This is a genomic window from Myxococcus sp. NMCA1 (assembly GCF_026810205.1).
GTDB lineage: Bacteria > Myxococcota > Myxococcia > Myxococcales > Myxococcaceae > Myxococcus > Myxococcus xanthus_A.
In genome coordinates this window covers 8,523,183-8,541,601 of record NZ_CP113950.1, presented here as the reverse complement: position 1 = coordinate 8,541,601, position 18,419 = coordinate 8,523,183, and the positions used below count along the sequence as shown (strand labels likewise).

11 protein-coding genes and 2 pseudogenes are annotated in these 18,419 nt (G+C 66.0%); 1 reads left to right on the top strand and 12 read right to left on the bottom strand.

Annotated features, from left to right (window positions below; genetic code table 11):
- Positions 1–49 precede the first annotated feature (49 nt).
- From OZ403_RS35315 to OZ403_RS35275, 9 genes and pseudogenes are all read right to left on the bottom strand, one after another.
- On the bottom strand, positions 50–1,657 hold the full coding sequence (locus OZ403_RS35315; protein WP_237080779.1) for a DUF6311 domain-containing protein: 1,608 nt from the start codon (positions 1,655–1,657) through the stop codon (positions 50–52).
- A 219-nt stretch (positions 1,658–1,876) separates the two neighbouring features.
- Complete coding sequence (locus tag OZ403_RS35310; protein WP_237080778.1) at positions 1,877–3,739, bottom strand: DUF7151 family protein; 1,863 nt, start codon at positions 3,737–3,739, stop codon at positions 1,877–1,879.
- 45 nt (positions 3,740–3,784) lie between these two features.
- Positions 3,785–5,410 (bottom strand): DUF7151 family protein, encoded by a 1,626-nt coding sequence (locus OZ403_RS35305; protein WP_268782821.1) that lies wholly within the window; start codon positions 5,408–5,410, stop codon positions 3,785–3,787.
- 46 nt (positions 5,411–5,456) lie between these two features.
- Positions 5,457–7,319: a DUF7151 family protein gene (locus OZ403_RS35300; protein WP_268782820.1), complete on the bottom strand. Its 1,863-nt coding sequence runs from the start codon at positions 7,317–7,319 to the stop codon at positions 5,457–5,459.
- An 11-nt stretch (positions 7,320–7,330) separates the two neighbouring features.
- Positions 7,331–9,064: a caspase family protein gene (locus OZ403_RS35295; protein ID WP_140795591.1), complete on the bottom strand. Its 1,734-nt coding sequence runs from the start codon at positions 9,062–9,064 to the stop codon at positions 7,331–7,333.
- Complete coding sequence (locus tag OZ403_RS35290; protein WP_174258975.1) at positions 9,061–9,819, bottom strand: hypothetical protein; 759 nt, start codon at positions 9,817–9,819, stop codon at positions 9,061–9,063. Before OZ403_RS35290 ends, OZ403_RS35295 begins: the two co-directional genes overlap by 4 nt.
- Complete coding sequence (locus OZ403_RS35285; protein ID WP_268782819.1) at positions 9,816–10,508, bottom strand: RNA polymerase sigma factor; 693 nt, start codon at positions 10,506–10,508, stop codon at positions 9,816–9,818. Before OZ403_RS35285 ends, OZ403_RS35290 begins: the two co-directional genes overlap by 4 nt.
- A gap of 61 nt (positions 10,509–10,569) precedes the next feature.
- Positions 10,570–11,265 (bottom strand): hypothetical protein, encoded by a 696-nt coding sequence (locus OZ403_RS35280; protein ID WP_268782818.1) that lies wholly within the window; start codon positions 11,263–11,265, stop codon positions 10,570–10,572.
- A gap of 144 nt (positions 11,266–11,409) precedes the next feature.
- A pseudogene (locus OZ403_RS35275) lies at positions 11,410–12,598 on the bottom strand (ISAs1 family transposase).
- Positions 12,599–12,795: 197 nt separating this feature from the next.
- On the opposite strand from OZ403_RS35275, the gene OZ403_RS35270 reads away from it, so the two are divergent.
- The gene (locus OZ403_RS35270) at positions 12,796–13,329 is read left to right on the top strand and encodes a hypothetical protein (protein WP_268782817.1); all 534 of its coding nucleotides are present in this window, start codon (positions 12,796–12,798) and stop codon (positions 13,327–13,329) included.
- Positions 13,330–13,497: 168 nt separating this feature from the next.
- On the opposite strand, the gene OZ403_RS35265 is transcribed toward OZ403_RS35270, so the two are convergent.
- From OZ403_RS35265 to OZ403_RS35255, 3 genes and pseudogenes are all read right to left on the bottom strand, one after another.
- Positions 13,498–16,062, bottom strand: coding sequence for an HD domain-containing protein (locus tag OZ403_RS35265; RefSeq protein ID WP_442929667.1), 2,565 nt, complete (start codon positions 16,060–16,062; stop codon positions 13,498–13,500).
- A gap of 131 nt (positions 16,063–16,193) precedes the next feature.
- Positions 16,194–17,555: an IS701 family transposase gene (locus tag OZ403_RS35260; RefSeq protein WP_268782815.1), complete on the bottom strand. Its 1,362-nt coding sequence runs from the start codon at positions 17,553–17,555 to the stop codon at positions 16,194–16,196.
- A 433-nt stretch (positions 17,556–17,988) separates the two neighbouring features.
- Positions 17,989–18,365 (bottom strand): annotated as a pseudogene (locus OZ403_RS35255) (IS66 family transposase); the annotation flags it as partial.
- Positions 18,366–18,419: the final 54 nt, after the last annotated feature.

Genomic DNA, 18,419 nt, shown 5'->3' with positions numbered 1-18,419 from the left:
TGCTGCCTGTCCCCGCCAGAGAGTCCATCGGATTCGGCGGGGCCCCGCGCTATCGCAAGGGTTGCCGCGTCAATGCCTGAGCAAAGGCGTCGTTCCGCTGCCCGGCCACGCACACCGGCAACCCCTCCAGCATCCCGCAGCGCGCGCCTGCTCGGAGGAAGGCGCCCACCTGCTGACGCACCACGACGTACACCGTGTCCCCGTCCACGCCGCCAGGGCGCATGGTGGCGTTGCACTCCTCCGCAATCGACGGTGGGGTCCGGGTGACGTAGCCGCTGTTGAAGGTGAGGCCCAGCCGGTAGGCCATGTACCCCGTCGCGTTGACCAGCGGCTCGTTGTAGGGGCACACCCACTGCACCTGCGGCGGGAAGAGGGCCAGGTGTTGGTAGTGGCCCTTCAGCTCCGCCCACTCCGGGGCCTGGAGCCGACGGAAGCCTTCCGGTCGTCGGCGCAGCTCGCTCTTGTCCTGGCGCACGTCGTAGGCCTGCACGGCGACCACCAGCGCGAGCACCGCCGTCCCCACCCACGCCCGCTCGCGCCACTGCCGCAGCCACAGGAGGAGGGCGCCGCCCATCACCGCGTAGCACAGCGGCCAGATGAAGCGCCCGGACGCGCGGAACGCGGACGTCAGCCGCGAGAAGGGCTCGTACAGCCCGCCCAGGTCCACCACCAGCCGGCCCGTCCACGTCACCCGGGACGACAGCGCGTAGACGGCCAGCAGCAGCACCGCCACCGCGAAGGGCAGTCCCCGCCGCCAGGGCAGGTCCCGCAGGGAACGGAAGCGAAGCGCCGCGCCCACGACGGAGAGCACCACGAGCAGCAGCGCCCCCGCGCCCACATAGCCGAAGCCTTCGCCCTGCCGCCGCGCCACGGGCAGCGAGGGCAGCAGCCGCGACCAGTCCGTGGGATTGAACAGCGTGGTCAGGTCGGCGGAGAACTGGCCGAAGCCCTCCGCGCCCAGGTTGCTGCCGACGAAGTAGCCGAAGAGGGCGAAGATGAGCACGTCCAGCACGACGATGCCCACCGAGGCCAGCAGCGCGCGCCCCCAGCTGATGACGCGGCCCAGGGCGAGTCGAACGGTCAGCGCCATGGCCAGCGGCGCGAGCATGGCCACCAGGTACGGATGTGTGCCCGCGCCCACGGCGTTCAACGCGGCGGCCCACAGGAGGCTCCGCTTCGCCGCGTGGGCGTCCGGTGTGTCGCGCAGGTGCAGCCACATCATGGCCACCAGCAGCCAGTGCGAGCACAGCGTCAGATGCCCCAGCCGCGCCGCCATGGGTGGAGCCAGGGCTAGGAGCAGACCGCCCAGCAACTGGTGCGTGGGGCGGGACGAAACGACGGACACCAGCTTCGCGCCGAACCAGCCCATGAGCGCGAAACCCAGCGCCAGCCAGAGGCCGTGGTACTGGAAGTCAGCGGGCAGCAGCGCGTTGAAGGGCTTGAACAGCACCGCCAGCAGGGGATTGCCGTCCGTGAGCGCCACGGAGGTGCCATGCGGATGGAGCTGGTTGGGCGAGCTCGTGAGCGGCAGGCCCCATGGGGCGTTGCGGTAGAACAGCCAGCCGAAGCCGGAGGCCGCCCAGTCCTCGCGTATCATCCAGTCGATGCGCGTGGGCGGAATCGCCCGGCCACCGCCGAGCCAGAGGAACCACGCCAATCCCCCCAGCGCGGCGCCCCAGGGCGCCCATCGGCTCGCGGGTGAAGGAGAAGGCGCAACGGAAGGGGCGGGCGGAGTCGGGGCGAGCGCCGGTGAAGCGGATTCCCTCGACGCCGGTGGACTCGGGATCGTCATGGCGGCCTTGGTGGAGGCCGGCACTGTAGGACCGCGCTTCCCGCACGGGCAAGCACCGTCCCGGGATGCGCGCTTCCAGCCAGCCTAGAGGTGGCAAGGCGTGACGCTGTCGTTGTTCCCGATGAGGCGCTCCTCCGGCGGCCCGGTGTACACGTCGTCCGCGAGCATCGTGGCCCGGCACGAGGGGAGCCGGGGATTTTCCGTGACGATGAACGCGTCGCGCACGCGCGCGAGTGCGTCCAGGTTCAGCGCCGTCATCGCCGGATTCTTCCGCAGCTCCAAGGTGCCCACGGTGTGGAGCGAGCCCAGGGTCCCCAGGTCCTCCAGCGCGTCGTTGCCCGTGACGTACAGCCCGTCCATCCACGTCACCTGCTGGAAGCCAGACAGGTCGGTCAGCAGTGGGTTGCGGGTGACGAACAGGGCGCCTCCCATGCTCTGGAGCTCCGGCAGGTCCGTCGCGCGCAGCAGCCGTGGGTTCTCCGCCAGGATGACGTCCCCCTGCACCCGGAGCAGTGATGGCATCGGGCCCACCTGCTCCAGCAGCGCGTTGCCCGCCACGGCGAGCGCGCCTGTCTCGGAGAGGGCATCGAAGCGGAGGTCCAGGAGCCGGGCGTTGTTCATCACGATGATGCGGTCCTTCACCACCGTCAGGTGTTCCAGCCCGGTGAGGTGCGTGAGGGCGTTGTTGCTGGAGAGGTCGAGCACACCGCCGACTCTCGTCAAAGGTCCCAGCCCCTCCAGGGACTGAAGCATCGGGTTGTCCGAAATCGTGACGCTCCCTCCCACCTCCTTCAGACGGGACACCGGCAGCTTCTCCAGCGCGGCGTTCTTGTGGACGGTGAGCGTGCCCGCCAGCACCTGGACGTGGGGGAACGTGTCGGGGCTCCACAGCACGCCGGTGTTCCACACGGTGAGGTCGAAGTAGGGCGCCACGGCGGCCACGCCGCTCAGGGAGGACAAGGCGGGGAGCGTGTAGAGCGTCAGGCTGTCGACGCGAACGGCTGGAAGCGCCTCCGGCGTCTGCGGTCCGACGCGCACCTCGTTGAGCGGGTTGCTGCCGCGGATGCTCAACGTTCCCCCCACGTAGCGAAGCCCAGACAGCTCCACCCGCGTCAGCGCCGGGTTGTCGTGGATGGACAGCGGACCTTCCACCGACACGAGGCCGGGCAGCACCACCGTCGTGACGTCCGTGTGCTCGATGGCGAGCTCACCGCGAATGATGGAGAAGGACTTCAACGCCTCCAGGTCGGCCGCGTTCTCCACCGCGTACGTCCCGTCATGGGTCGCCGACAGCTGGCACACGTAGCTGCCCGCGAGGACTTCGGCGTCGTCGAGCACCGTGTTCTGGTTGGTGTCCACGCCCGCCTCCACCAAGGCGCCTCCGGTGGTGCAGTTCGGGCCCTCGGGCTCTGGCCGCTGGCGCAGCAGCGTCACGGCGGGGTCCGCGCAGAAGCGGGCGGCCGCCCGGAGCTCATGCTCATCGAGCACGCCGTTCTCATTGAGGTCCACGCCGGCCTCCAAGAGCGCGTTGTCGTACCGGCAGACCATGGGGTGGGTCATCAACGGCCTGACGCGGGCGAGGACCGGCGCCGACTCCATGCAGCCGTGGACCTCGCGAGTCACCTCGTCATCCGAAAGGATGCCGTCTGCATCCAGGTCCATCCCCGCCCGCGTGAGCTGTCCACCCAGCGCACAGGGCTCGCCGGGTGGAAGCTGTCGTGTGCGCACCAAGATGCCCGGCGAGGGCGTGACGCAGATGTACTCGGTGCCCGTCACCTCGTCGTCGTCGAGCACGCCGTCATCGTCAAGGTCCAGTCCCGAGAGGACGGCCTTCCCTCCGCGCTCGCAGTTGGGGCCGGAGGGCTCGTTGGCCACCCGGGTGCGCGCCTCGTGCTGCTCGACGAGCCGGCGCAGGTCGATGCCGTCACACCCGGCGACCAGGACCATCGCCCACGTCCACATCCATCGCATCTCGAAGACCCTTTCGGAGCGTCACTCACCGCAGGTGGCGGTGTCGTCGTTGCCGCTGATGTGGAGCTCCCCGGCGGCGCCCGTGTACACGGCCGCCGCGAGCGACGTCGCGAGGCATGACGGGAGTTCGAGGTTGTCCGTGACGTCAAAGGCCTGGTCGACCTGGTGCAGCCCGGTCAGGCCCAGCCGGGTGAGGCTCGCGTTGCCCACTACGCGCAAGGACTGGAGCGTACCCAGGGCGCTCAGGTCCGTCAGGTTCGTCAACGCGGGGTTCCCCTTCACGGTCAGCGTGGTCAGTTGACGCACCTTCGTGAGGCCGGAGATTCTCCGTAGGGATGCGTTGTCGCTGATGTCGAGCGCGCCGCCGATGGTCCAGGGGTTGAGGCCTTCCAGGGACACCAGGGCGTTGTTTCCCATGATGTCGACGCCTCCGCCGACGTGGACGAGATTCGAGAAGGGAAGCGCTCGCAGTGAGTCGTTTCCGGAGACGGTGAGCGAGCCCATGAGGTTGTCGACGCTGACGAGCGGCGTCTCCTCGGAGGGATTGAACGTCAGGGCCGCGTTGTCCATCAGTATCAGGTCCACCCGGGGCGACACGCTCAGGAGTCCCTTCATGCTGCGGAGTTGGTCATTGTTGCTCACGAGGACCCTCCGTCCCACGAACAGCCGATGAACATCGGCGCCGCCCACCTGCAGCACGTTCAGCACTGGATTGGCCGTCACATCGACGTCGTCGCCCACGAAGCGCAGACCTGGCAGCTCCACCTCGGTCAGCAGTTGGTTGTTCCAGAGGCGCACGGTGTGGTCCACCACCGACAGGCCCGGCAGGCGCAGCTCGGTGAGGGACGTGTCGTCAATCAGGAGCGAGCCCTGGATGCGGGAGATGCGCTGGAGCGCCGCGAGGTCCGCGGGCGTCCGCACGGTGTAGTGGCCGTGGATGGTGTGCAAGGCCTCGCAAACGAAGGCGGTCTTGTGAACCTCGGGGCCCGTGAGCACGCCATCGTCATTCGAATCCACACCTATCTGGATGCCGGTGCCACCGTGAGGGCACGTCGTACCGGCGCGCTCGGGCACCTGAACGAACATGAGCAGCGTCGGGTCCACACAGACGCTCTCCATGGCGCGGACCTCGTCGTCGTCCAGCAGACCATTCCCGTTCGCGTCAGGACCGGCCTCCACCCACGTGCGGCCCCAGCCGCAGAGCCACGGGGGGACATGGTCCACCGGAGGCTGATGCCGGGCGCGGTGAAGCAAGCTGCCGGAGGCCGGTTCGGCGCAGCCGTACACCTCACGGGTGATCTCGCCGTCCTCCAGGATGTCGTTGCTGTTCACATCCTGGCCCGCCTGCGACACGTGGCCCCCGTGAGGGCACTGCTCGCCAGGGGGCACGTCCTGCATGTGGACCAGCACCCCGGGCGTGGGCGTGGTGCAGACGTACTCGGTGCTCGTCACTTCGGTGTCGTCGAGCACCCCGTTGTCGTTCAGGTCCAGTCCCGCGAGAAAGGCCCGGCCGCCGAGCGGACAGTGGCCGCCAGCCGGCTCCGTGTCCACCCGCGTGCGTGCCTCGTGCTGCGTGACGAGCTTGCGCAGGTCGATGCCGTCACAGCCCGCCGCCAGCAGCACCACCGCCATCCAGGTCCATCGCATGGGTGCTTCTCTCTTCCTCGTGACGGGGGCTGCCGCCGGGAGGCCTTCAATCGCAGGGGGTTGAGCTGTCGTTGCCGCGAATCTCCGGCGCGCCGCCCATGTTGACCCGTGTGGCGAGCGACACGGCCAGGCAGGTGGGGAGCCGGGGGTTCTCCGTGACGGTGAAGATGCTGGTGACGCTCTCCAGGGCATTCAGGTCCAGGCGCAGCAGGTTCTCATTGGAGAGCACATACAGTTCCTCCACCGATTGGAGGAGGGCGAGGTCCGACAGGTCGGTGAGGCTCGCGTTGTTCTCCAAGGTCAGCACCTTCAGCGAGAGCAGCCGGTCGAACCCCATCAGCCGGGAGAGTTGTGGGTTGTTGCCGATGAACAGGAAACCGCTGTGCTGCACGTTCTGGAGCCCCCACAGGTCCTTCAACACGGCGTTGGCATTGAACCGCATGCCGGAGGTGACGCGCGCCAGCTTGGGGAAATCCCCCGCGGCTTCCAGCGCCGGGTTGCGCTCGAATTCGAGCGTGCCCACCTGGGTGAGTTCGTCCATGCCTTGGACCGAGCGCAGATTGGCGTTGTCCCGTACGCGGAGGCCACCGCCAATGGATGTCAGCACGGGCATGCCAGACAACGCGGTCAGGATTGGGTTGTCCTCGATGACCAGGTCTCCCACGACCTTTTGCAACACCGTTCCGCTCAGGTTGCTCAGCGAAGCGTTCCCGATGATGCTCAGGGAGCCGCCCACCCATTCGAGGTTCCGGAAGGGAAGGGTGGAGAGCTTCGCGTTGCCTTCCAGGGTGATGTTGCCGGAGTGTGCGGAGACGTACGTGAAGTAACCCTCTTCCAGGGCAGCGTTGTCTCTCAAGAGGATGTTGCTGCTGGGTTGGGCCCCGGTCACCCCCGCGAGCGTGCGAAGCAAGGGATTGGACACCAGGCTGAAATCTCCCCAGACCCAGAGCAGGGAGCGGCTGCCGTTGCCCAGGGTCAGCGTGGTCAGCGCGGAGTTCCTGGCGACAAGGAGCGGGCCTCCCACGAGGCGCAGCGAGGGCATCTCCACGTGTTCGAGCGACGTGTCGATGAGCTCCAGTGTGCCTTCGACCATCATCAAGTCGGGGAGGCGGGCCTCCGTGACGGACCCGGAGTCGAAGTAGAGGCTGCCGCGGACGCGGGAGATGCCCTCCAGCGCCACGAGGTCCACCGCGTTGCGCACGCGGTAGGTGCCATCCAGCGTGTGCAGGGGCTGGCACACGAACATGGACGACATCACCTCTTCGTCCTCGAACAGGCCGTCCGCGTCCGCGTCGGTGCCCACGTCCACCTGGGTGCTGGGCGTGGGGCACGCGGCGCCAGCCGGAGCCGGAGACTGGCGCAGCCGGACCTCGGAGGGAAGCACGCAGAGGTTGGATGTCGCCCGGACCTCCGAGTCGTCCAACACGCCGTTGCCGTCCTGGTCCTGCCCGGCCTCGACTACGGCGCCATGCTCGCCGCAGGGGAAGACGAACGGCTCCCGGGCCCGCACGCGGGTGACCACGGCCTCCGAGCTGGCGCAGCCGTAGACCTCGCGAGTGACCTCGCTGTCCTCCAACTCGTCATTGCCATTCGAGTCCTGGCCCGCGCGGTACACCCTGCCGCCCTCGGTGCATTTCTCACCTGGGGGTTCGTCCTGCACGCGCATCAGCACGCCGGGGATGGAGGTGACACACGCGTACTGGGTGACGGTCACTTCGCCGTCGTCGAGCACGCCGTTGTCGTTCAGGTCCAGGCCCGTGCGGACGAAATGGCCACCGTGGACGCAGTTGGCGCCCGCGGGCTCGGGCACCAGCCGGGTGAGTGGCGGGTGCTGCCGGACGAGCCGCTCCAACTCGATGCCGTCACACCCCGTGACGAGCACGAGCATCGCTATCCACGTGCGTTTCATGAGCAGGTCCCTCAGCGTCGCAGCGCCAGCTCGAAGCCGAACGCGCGGTCCCAGTAATTGCGCTGGTCCAGGGTGACGCGGTCGTAGGTGAGCGTGGCCGCCAGACGCAGCCGCACGCCCGCCAGCGCTCCCGTCACCCCCGCGGCGGTGTACGTGGAGAGCACGGTGGGGTCGCCCATGCGCACCTGTCCGCGAGTGATTCCCAGAAAGCCCCAGCCCGCTCCCGCCTCCAGGAACAGCGGCACGCGCAGGTATCCCGGTGCCTGTGCGCCCAGGAGCCCCAGCAGCGCACCCCGGTGGGTGCGGATGTCGTCGGTGGCCAGGGGCGTCAGGCCATAGGTGGCGCGCGCGCCGTAGTAGAGCGAAGGCAGGGGGGCCTCGCGCCGCCACGTCACGGTGGGGCCGGTGGCCAGCGTGCTCAAGCCGAGCGGTGCCTGCTGTCCCGTCCAGCCCAGGTCCCAGCCCACCGTGGCGTCGGACTGTCGCGCCATGAATCGCGGAAAGGCGCCGCCCGCGCTCGGAGGAAACGCCTGGGACAGGCCCACGGGCGCGAGCCCAGAGGCCGCGACGTAGCGCTCGTAGAAGTCCTTGTCGAGCGGCACCGCGAACAAGCCCTTGCGCAGGGCCTCCTCGGCGGGGCCACGCTCCTGGAGCTCTCGGTCGCCCAGGTCGATGATGCCGCTGGTGGACAGCTCGGCCAGGGTGATGCGGGCCTCCTGCGTGGGCGTGCGAATCCAATACACGTCGCGCTCGGGCAGGCGCAGCAGCACGTACTGTTCCTTGGAGCGGCGCACGTCGGCCAGCCTCCGTCCGTCCGAGTCCTCGACGGAGATGCGCGAGTGCTCGAGCCCGGAGGGCAGCGGAAGGCTGGGGCCCTTCGGCGCGGGGCCCACCAGCGGACGCCGGGGCTCGCGGGTGGGGGCGAAGGCGTGGAGGGACAGGCGCGAGGGAAGGCCCTTCACGCCCTGGAGCGACGCGGTGACGAAGGCGCCCAGCTCGCTGTACTCCACCTTGCCGTCGCCGTTGATGTCCGCGGCGCCCATGAGGCCAGAGCGTGCCACGTGGCTGAAGACGCCGGCGCGGATGCGGGACCACTCGTGCGTCTCGCCGTCCTCGCTCTCCGCGAACACGGCGCCCACGGTGGGCCGGGTGGCGAGCTGCTCGCGGGCCAGCATGCCGCGCAGCTCCGCGAGCACCGCCGCGTCTGTCTGACCGCCCCGGCTGCCCACGACACCTGACGCGCGGCACGCGTCCACGATGAGGTGGACGTAGCTGGCGCCGAGCGGGTCCACCACGTCCGCGTAAAGGCTTGCTTTATCCAGACGTCCACTCGCGAGGGTGAAGTACGCGCGTCCGGCTTCGTCCGTGTTGCCGTGGCCGACGTAGACGAGCAGCACGTCTGTCTGGCGTCCCAATTCGTGGTCCACCAGGTTGGCCGCGCGCAGACGGGCGACCTCGCGCTTCACCTCGTCTGGCGTTGGGGGCCGGGCGCCCGCGAGCACCGGCCGGGCCGTGGCGCGGGTCGCCTCGTCCGGGTCCACCAGCAGCGTTGTCTCCACGCCCAGGCGTTGAAGCGTCTCCGCCCACAGCACGCCGTCATCGTCCGCGAAACGCAGCGACGGGAGCGACGGGTCGTCGCTCCCGTTATGGGCAATGACCAGGGCGCGGCGAACCACGGCTTCGGCCGAGGCACCACGGGCCAGCAGCAGTGCCGCGGCGCCGAGGAGCACTCCCAGTTTTTTCATGGAGCTTCCTCTACCCTCACTGACTGCTTGAGCACCACCGTGCCCTCTGTCTGTTCACCGCGCAGGGTCGCCAGGGACTCGGCCGGGCTGCCTGCGAAGACGGCGACGACTTCGACGGTGCCCGCCGTCTCCGGCATGGGCACGGTCAGCTCGAGGGGGGCTTCCTTGCCCAAGCCTCCGGACAGGGCGAAGGGACCGGCCGTCACCTCCGCTTTCTTGGCGCCGCGGACCTGGACCGCGACGTGAGTGAAAGGCGCATGTCCACCGGCGGCGAAGGCCAGCATGGCACCGGCGCGGCAGGCACCTCCGGCGTGCAGCTCGCGCAGGGCCTGGCCCGGGGTGGCGCAGAAGATTCGCAGGGCGACGCCGGGCGGCGCGGTGCCTTCGCCGCGGGCGACGAACTCGCCGGGCGTCGTCGTGGCGGTGGGGACAAGCACCACCGCGAGGAAGACAGCGGCCAGCGCGCCGCCGAGCAGGGCCAGGGAGGGCCACCGGGACGGAGCCTGTTCCGGCGCGGCCGCGGCGAGGGCGGCCTCCAGTCCTCCGAGTGACAATGCTTGGAGCTCCACGGAGGAGGGGGCGTGGATGTCATTGCCCTCCAGGGCGCGGTGGGCCTGGGCCCAGCGCTCGTAGCGGGTGCCGCAGCGCTGGCAGGCGTGTGCGTGGCGCAGCAGGCGAGCGGACTGGTGGGAGGACAGGTCTCCCAGCGACCACCGGGTCAGGCTGGCGTCGATATGTCTCTCGTACCACCTCATGAGGGCATGCTCCCTATTGCGCACAGGGCGAGCGAGGCCAGGAGGACTCCCAGCTCCATCCGCCCGGGCTCGGCCGATGCGTCCAGCCAGCCCGAGTCCTTCAAATGCTCGGTGAACTGCGTCCGCATCCGCCGCTCGCGCACCCGGACTTCGCCTCGGGTGAGCTGGAGTTGCTGGGCGGCGGATTCCTGCGAAAGTCCTTCCACGAAACGCAGCTGCGCCAGGGCGCGGCCTTCGTCCGTGAGTGTGTCGAGGAAGGCGCGGACCAGGTCGCGCACTTCGGTGCTGAGGGCCTCTTCTTCTGGCGTCCGGCCCTCGGTGGGCAGGTGCGTCAGCTCGGGCGCGTCGTCCATGGGGACGGCCTCGCGGGACACGCGTCCCGACGCGCGCATCAAGTCGATGGCTGTTGAGCGCGCCACCGTGAGGAGGAAGCCCAGGTAGGGGCGAACCCCGTCGTAGGCCTGCCGCATGTTGGGCCGGAAGGCCCGGACGAACGTCTCTTGATGGGCGGCGTCCAAATCCAGCGCGGACAACGCGGCGGTCCGCGTCCCCCCGTCCGTGCCCACCGCGAACTTTCGAGAGAGGTAGCGGAGCACCTCTCTCGAATAGGTCCGGTACACCTGCGTGAGGACGGACGTCTCCCCCCGGCGGAAAGCCTCCAAGACGGACCGGTCGTTTCCAGGCAGCACGGTAGCTCCGTCCCTCGTCGCGAGCCGGCTCGAGCCCAATGCCCGGCCGTCCGTCATCCCTTCAAAATGGGATACGGAACGGGGTCGCAAAATGGGTCGCGCCTAATAACGCATGGGGCGCATTTTCATTGTGTGCCCGTTTGGCGAATCCCGCCCGGGACGGGAGGGACCATGTGGGGTGCAGGGTTACCCATGCGTGGCGGAGGCGGTCGAGCAGCCGAAGATGGTCGGATGGGTTTAGTCCCTGGGCTGACGCCGGGGTGGAGGACCACCAGGCGGAGCTGAAGAGACAGACGGCGGTGTTGGCTTGAATCAATGGCAGGGCGTCGCTGCTCTGCTCGAACAGGGCCAGGAGCTGGCGCTCAAGAGGACCGAGTGTGGTGTCCGGACCGAGGTAGCCGGTGCCGTACCATGCCTCCGTGAAGCGCACGGGACCGTGGATGTTCTGATTGAAGGTGGCCAGCTCCTCAGCGGGAACCCACAGCTCCTGATGGAGGCTGTTGCCCGCGGTCCGCACGGGGAAGCGTGAGACGTAGTCCGTCCCCACGTCGAAGGCCGTGACGAAGCCTGCGTGCCCGGAGCCCGCGTCCGGCGTGTTCCAGTCCCGGGCAATCTGCCGTGCGTACTCGGCGTTCATCACTGGGTAGAAGATGGGCTGGTCTGGGAGTCGGGGCGGGAACGCCGAGCAGCCACTGTCGAGGATGAGCTCCGCCTCCTTGAGGCCGACTGGGCGGTACAGCGTGTGCGTCTTCGACATGGGGCGGGCTCCTTCGTTCGGGCGGTGTGTATCGCATCTGGTCAGGTCGCTGACGAGATGCGCGTACGGTCGACGCGAGCAAGAATCCGCTGCTGACGTACTCGACACGCTGTCCCTCGCCCTCAGGGCCCCAGCACGATAGGCCTATGAAATAACGAGGGTGAGGAGGTGGGGGCGGTAGGCGTCGTCGTGGCCGACCTGACGAACGCGTCTTGGCATACTGGCCTTTAAGGAGGTGTCGGCCATCAATGCGGCCAGAGCGGCTCGGCGCACCATTGCGAGGTTCTGGGCGCCCGGGCCATTGTGGATGCGCGTGGCGTCCTCGTGCAGCACGACGTCCAGACGCTGGTGCAGGCCGTTTTCCACCTCCCAGTGCGCACGCACCAAGGTGGCCATGGTTTCAGCGGCGGTGGGCTTGAGGGTGCTGAGGAAGAAATGCAGTTCGCAGCTTATCTCCGTGCCGCGTGAGGCAATGACAGTACGCTGCCGCACGAGCGCGAACACACTCCTGGCGTGCGGCAGGTAGCGCTGCACGCGAGGGAAGTGCTTCATGTCAAACGCCCAGCCGCGCCGCCGTTCTTCCCGGCCATGGCCTGTCTCCTCTCCACTGTCAGTGCGTGAGTCGCACAAAGACTCGGCCTTCGCCTCGTCCACCACGTCCTTTTTGCCCGCGGTGCACAGCGTCTCGCACTCCGCCGCGTGCGTGGACCCACGGTTGCTCTTGAGGGCCAGGACATAGCCCCCCGGCCTCCACGATGGTGTCGGCCAGCGCGCCCGTCAGGAGGTTTGCGTCGCCTGTTACCACGGTGTCGGTCAGCTCCAGCAGCCTCAGCAAGTCCACTGCCACTGCGGCCTCGCCTGAGGCGCCGCCTGGTGCGGGCGCAAGTCCCACCAAGAGGCTGTCGCGCCCCTCCGCCAGAAACGTGTGCACCAGGTGCATGGGCACGCTTGGCGATCCCGTCGTACGTGCCCCTTGCATGCTCTTGCCATCCACTGCCACCTGCTGCACCTCCTCTGCGGGCAGGGCACGCCGTGCCGCCACATCCCTCATCCAGGCCGAGAAGCCCTCTGCGAAGAGCTCTGCGTCCAGCATCCCCATGACACGCTCCAGGGTGTCGGCCGACGGCGTCCCATCGCCTTCCCAGGGACACAGCTTGCGCAGCCATCCCTCCTTCAGCCGCGCAAAGTCAGCTGTCCCCTGCCAGCCGGGCATGTCACTCAACGCCGCTCCAAAGACGATGAGCAGCAGCAGTTCGAGCGGGAAGACCACTTTGTGCGCATGCCGCCGCGGATCCTCCACCGCTGCAAAGCGCGCAAAGAGCAGCAGGGACATTCCATCGCACGAGGCCGTCTCAACAGTCTTGGTCATGGCAAGGGAGCAACCAACCCCACTGACTCCCTATGCCCACGCCTGCTCCCGCCATCACTAACGATTCCGATCACCTATCGTGCGGGGGCCCTGCCCTCACCCTGGAGAGGTAGGCTGTCGTGTTTGACGCCCTCCGCAGCCGTACATGAGGCTGGTTGCCCATGCTGAACATGAAGAGGACTGTGGGAGCTGTATTGGTTGCTGGACTGGTTGTCGGGTGCTTCACGCCATACCAGCGTATGGGGTTCCGTGGCGGCTACCGCGACACCGAAGTGGCTCCAGGCATCGTCCTCATCGAAGTGCGGGGAAACGCGTTCACCGGTGTCGACACCCTGGAGGACTACTTCCATCAGCGTGCAGTCGCCATCTGCCGCCCACGGAGCTACGACTGGCGTCTTGATTCGGGAACGACGAGGGGGCTAGGGAGCGCCATCGCGAACAGCTACGGGAACACCCTGCATATCTACCAGCAGCCCGCGCCGGCGAAGGGCTGGGGCACGGGTGTCATCTCCTGGCTGGAAGGCATACAGGGCGGCGTGCCCCACGTCCTCCGAAAGGCCCCACGCATTCTTCCGCTGTGCACGCTCCAGCAGGGCCTTCACGTACTCCACGGTGGCCGCATGCGCCTCGCGCCGGCGGAAGTGAGGCTGCAGCCAAGCCTCCACTTCCTTCCATTTCCGTCCCGAACTGGCTGACCAACCCCACCGCTTGCGCCCCCGTCTCTGCGTCGTTGATTGACGACATGGGAAGCCTCGTTCCTCCCTTCTTGTTTTTTCAACAGGGAGGGGGTTGCGGCTTCTCCCGACCTACAATTGTTAGGATTAGTGTGCCCGGACGTCGACGCTGAGTATAGGTCAATGAGTTCATGGGTCGTTTGATTGATGCTTTTTGATTGGGTTTGAGATGAGCGTGCAGTCATCTTCCCAAGGAACGCCTTTTGTCGTGCCAATGACTTTGATTACGCTTGTCTTGTCGTCGTCAAAATCGGCTGCGGCGTAAACCTCTTCCAGTCCAGCCCCCCATGCCTGGGCAATCGCCTCAATAGCCAGTCCCATGACGGTGCGACTATGGAACCACATGTTATGCAGTACGTCCCGACTCATCTCGCCACCCCTGCTTGGAAAATCGTCGGCAGGAGGCCAATTCACAAAGATCCTATGGCTCAGCCACGGCCTATCGGGCCAAAGGAAGCCGGGATGGCCCATTGAGACGACTAATACGTTGTCATTGAGTGCGATTTTTGACTCCGCCCTGCGCTCCGCGCTGGATAGACCTCCTTCCGATATGAGGAAGAGTTCGTCATGGCGGGTTGCGAGATTTGAAATGTCTGACAAGGTCTTTTCTCCCGAGGCGTGCAGGGCAATAGGGAGCATCCCAACATCTCCGCCCAGTCCTCTTGCCAGTTGCACTAGGCTAGCTATGTCATCCTTGGGCCATGTGGAAGAATTCAATTCAACTTGTCGTGAGACCCAGGCCCTCAAAGCCTCTCCCTTGAGGATGGGGATGGCCTGATGACGACTTGCGCTGCTAGGCTCGCCTCTCAGGATGCCAATCAACCCGTGCACCCCGCCGCTCCTGATGCCTCCAGGGCCGACGATTGCAGCGGCGGGTTGGATGCTTTCGCTGTAATCCCTTCGCTTTAATGGTATGTTTAATGCAGGGGCAAGGCATGCGCGCCCGAGTAACTGTCCTTTGTCGCCGGAGGTAATATTCGCAACATGGAGCGAGGATGTGCTGTAGGTGTCGCTATAGGCTTTGGAGTGGCGCTTGTGTGTTCTTGCCCGCATTCGGCTCAGGAGCGCTAATCCGTCGAGTTCTTTCCAGTCATGGGCTTCTACTGCCATTTCGCGCCTGTCGTCCTGGTAGATGAATAAGTCAACTTCGGAGGCGGGACACAGGCTTGTGGTGAGTTGGCGGAGACTGATGCTTTCGTCTTGCTCATCCATTGAATGGAGTAGGCCGCCTGGCTCATGCGGGTCATCCTTAAGCCAAACGCGAATTCGTGTTCCTCCATCTATCAGTTGATCCTCTCTGGCTGCATTCCGTAGTGTCGGACGTGCGCTGAGGCCTGTTCGAAACTCTAGGACTCGCGTGTCGTTTCGAGCATCCTCGGCTCTACGAGTTGTTACGCGGACTCGTTCACCCCACATGAATGTGGAGAAGAAGCCGATGCCGAATTTTCCTGCGGGCTCAAATCCCCGAGCAAGTAGCCCAGGGTTTTCCTCCTGCACTAGTGCCGAGCGCCAGTAGGAGACTCCAAAGTCAAGTAACGGCCCTGTGAGAACGGCTTTGGACATGCCAATTCCACTGTCTTCGACTTCTATCCAGTTCCCATGCTCATCCTGTCCCAGGCGGACTGATACCGAACCCCACGCTTTATCGCGATTCTCAATAATGCGGCGTGCCCTGACTGCATCGATTGCATTTTGTAGCAACTCGCGAAGAGGCACGGCAGGGGCGTTTCCATAGAGTTCTCGGCCGCCAAGGCGCTCGACGATGGATGGAACATCTGTGATGCGGACTCGTGTTTCGACAGGGTCCCAATCCTCAGTTGGGATTAACTGGCGAAGCCGAGATGGGTCATCCGCACCTGCAACGGCCTTTGCTTGGAGCCGCGGGCGGCCGGTGTCTGCAAGAAGTGCATCTGTGTGGCGAAGTTCATCGTCAATCATGCGAATCGTGTCTAGGCAGGTCCACCATGCATCCGCCTCATTGGGAGGGAATGGGGATGAACATGTGAAGACAAGTCTGTCGCTGTCAATGTTGGGACGAAGAAGTCGCGATTGAAATGCCCAGTGGTTTTCTGCAATCCCTTTTATTTGGCGGAGAGCGGCCAGGAAGCGTGGACTTCTGCGGTCGTCAACATGGGCGGCATCGGAGCACCGAAGAACGCAGGCAACTTTCAATGGATCGACAGTCCAGTCACGCGGCGCCCACGTCGGCGCTCCAATCGGGCGAGCAAACTCAGCGCGCAGTCTGTCGATAGGCCACCAGTGGCTGTGTGCAATCCTGCCAATGAGCCGGCCATAGACAGTGCGAATTTCGTCATCGTTGATTAAGTGGAATGACTGGCCGTTGCTTGAAGTCCAGTGTGTTGTTGCGAGGCGTTCAGCCTGTGCTGCGTGCCTTAGGCGCAGTAACTCTCTTACTGCGGCATCCTCTATGTCTTTGGGTGCGCATGCTATTTCCTCGGGGCTTGGGGGGCGCTTAATTCGCTCCTTCAGTTGCACGGAAATACAGTCGCCCCAGTTGGGGTCGAGTTTAATGCTTTCGAGTCCCTTGGGATAGGCTGCGACAGACATCCCAGTGTCATGTAAAAGAAAGGCTCCGCCCAGTACGTAGGTTTCGGCGGGATTTAGCGCATATGATTCACCAGTGATTAGGTCGGCAACTTCCCATAGTGCGTCAAGATGGGTAACGTCGTGCACCGTAAATGTTGGCAGGTGTCGATGGATTTCATTTGCCAGTTGCGCTGCTCGTTCTCGGAACTGAAGGAATGATGTCCTTAGTCGCTCTGTTCCAGAGACTTGGGTGTCCCCAAGAGTACGCAGCCATAGTACTACCCGGTCACATGCGTGACGGCCCCCGAGGAGGTGCGCGGGCGCTGATATGGCGCAGGCAGAGGGGGCAGTGGCCGATGCGGCGCAGCAGCAGGTACTGAAGGCGGCGGCGCACCTCGGGCAGCGTCCAGCGTGTTCTCCTCCGGGGGGAAAAGCGCTCGGCGGAGCGCGAGAAATCCGTGGGCGACCATGCAGAGGGTGGCGTGGTGGTGGAAGCCTCGCCACCCTCGCCCCTCGAAGTGGTCAAGCCCCACCTCGCCTTTGAGTTCCTGGTAGTCGCGCTCCACTCTCCAGCGCAGCTTGGACAAGCGCACCAACTCCTTGAGCGGCGTGTTCGCGGGCAGCGAGCAGAGCGAGTACTTCGACGGCGCCTTCTCCTCCTGGGGCCACTCGATGAGCAGCCACACCTCTTCACTCGGCGCAGCTCGCTGGACGTGCCGCTCCGCCGTCCGCACGCGCACGGCGGCGAAGCGGGAGGACTGCTCGCCCCGACTGCCCTCACGCCAAGAGACTGTCTGGAATTCCTCCTTGGGAAGTTGACGCGCCAACTCCTCGATGGCCCAGGGCTGCACGCCCTCGGCCACGTAGCGCGTGCGCGGGCGCCCGTTCTGGCCCGGCTCCCTCTCGGGCTTGCGCGGCTTGGCGCCGGGCGGCCACACCTTGTGCGAGCCCTGCACGCCCATCAGGTAATGCAGCCCCCGCTCGCGCACGCCGTCGCGGAACTCTCGCGCGTCGCCGTACCCGGCATCGGCCAGGACGAGGTGCCGGCGCACGCCCCACGCCAGGGCGTCATCCAGCTGGCTCAGCGCTATCCGCCACTTCTTCTGAAACTTCACTCCAGACGGGACACCCGCGGCCTTGCAGCGCTTCCTGCTGCGCGTCCACTCCTCAGGTAGGTACAGCTGCATGGCGATGCAGCCGCTGCCCTTCTCTCCAGCAACATGCAGGCTGACAGCCACCTGGCAGTTCTCCGTCCGCCCCAGGGTGCCCGAGTACTGGCGCGCCACCCCCACCGAATGCACGCCCTTCTTTGGGAAGCCCGTGTCGTCAATGACGAGGGCCTCCAGGCCCGGCAGCTCGCGCTCGAATTTCCGCGCCAGGCGTCGTCGCATTTCGGAGTCGTCCCAAGCCGCGCCGGACACGCACTGCTGAAGCCGCTGACGCATGGCTTCTGTCTGCTCGGGCGCTCCGACGAGCCGGGCCGCCATGGGCTCGATGCTCTTGCGTTCTCCGTCGAGCAGCAGTCCGGTGAGGTAGCCGCCGAGCGCGCGACGTCTCTCGGTCCGGCCCATTCCCTCCGTCATCGAGTCCAGGAACTCGCTCAGCTCCCGGTCAAGCTTGCGTAACTGGGCAGGCGTCATGCTCCGTCAACACGGGGCGACCGCGCCCGATTCATCTGACCGGGTAGTAATAGGTGGGTCGATTTGTACATGCCTCCCAGTATATCAATTGGTAGATGCTGTTTGGTATGCTGCTTCTGGGTTTGGATTTTGAAGGAAACATCCCAGTTGCTTGCTACCTCAGGGCTCGGTTGACGAGAGCGGGAGAATCTGTTCAGTATCGGAAATGATCGGTGGACGTCCCTTCTGGGGAGAGTGGCAGGCCATTGTCCAGGCTTTCTATGAGGAGGGGGGACTTACCTGCAGAGTGCCTGCTTGCTGAGCATTGGCGGGGCCACTATTCCCTCGCGCGGAGCGGAGCTGGAGGCGGGTAACTGTCCGGCCAATGGCGTGGCGTGAGGGGTTGCAGGCGGCCGAGGACCGTGTTCGGCGCGTGCCGCGACGAGAGTGCTGTTCAGAGGCTGGGATGGAGGCGTGAGTTGGGCGGGTCGGTTGTATTCCGATGCGTCCACTCGTGGGGCAGCAGCATCGCCGATGCGCGGGTTGGGGTGCGTTTGCACGCCGCAGCAGGACGTCGGCGAGGTACTCCACTGAGTTGACGTGGTTGGCATCGCAGGTGGCCACCAGGGCGTAGAGGCCAGCGAGGGCGAGATTTTCGCCCGCGGCCTCGTGGCCGACGAAGAGAAAGTTCTTCTTTCCCAGGGCTGTCTTTCTCGGCTCCGCCTCGGAGCGATTGTTGTCCAAGGGCAGGCGCTCGTCCGAGACGAAGCGGGTGAGGGACTCCCACTGCTTGAGCGCGTAGGAAATGGCCTGCCCCAGCGGAATCTTGGGCCGGGTGTCCGCTGGCGTACCTGCGTCGGGCACCCGGTGGTTCGCCATGAGGTG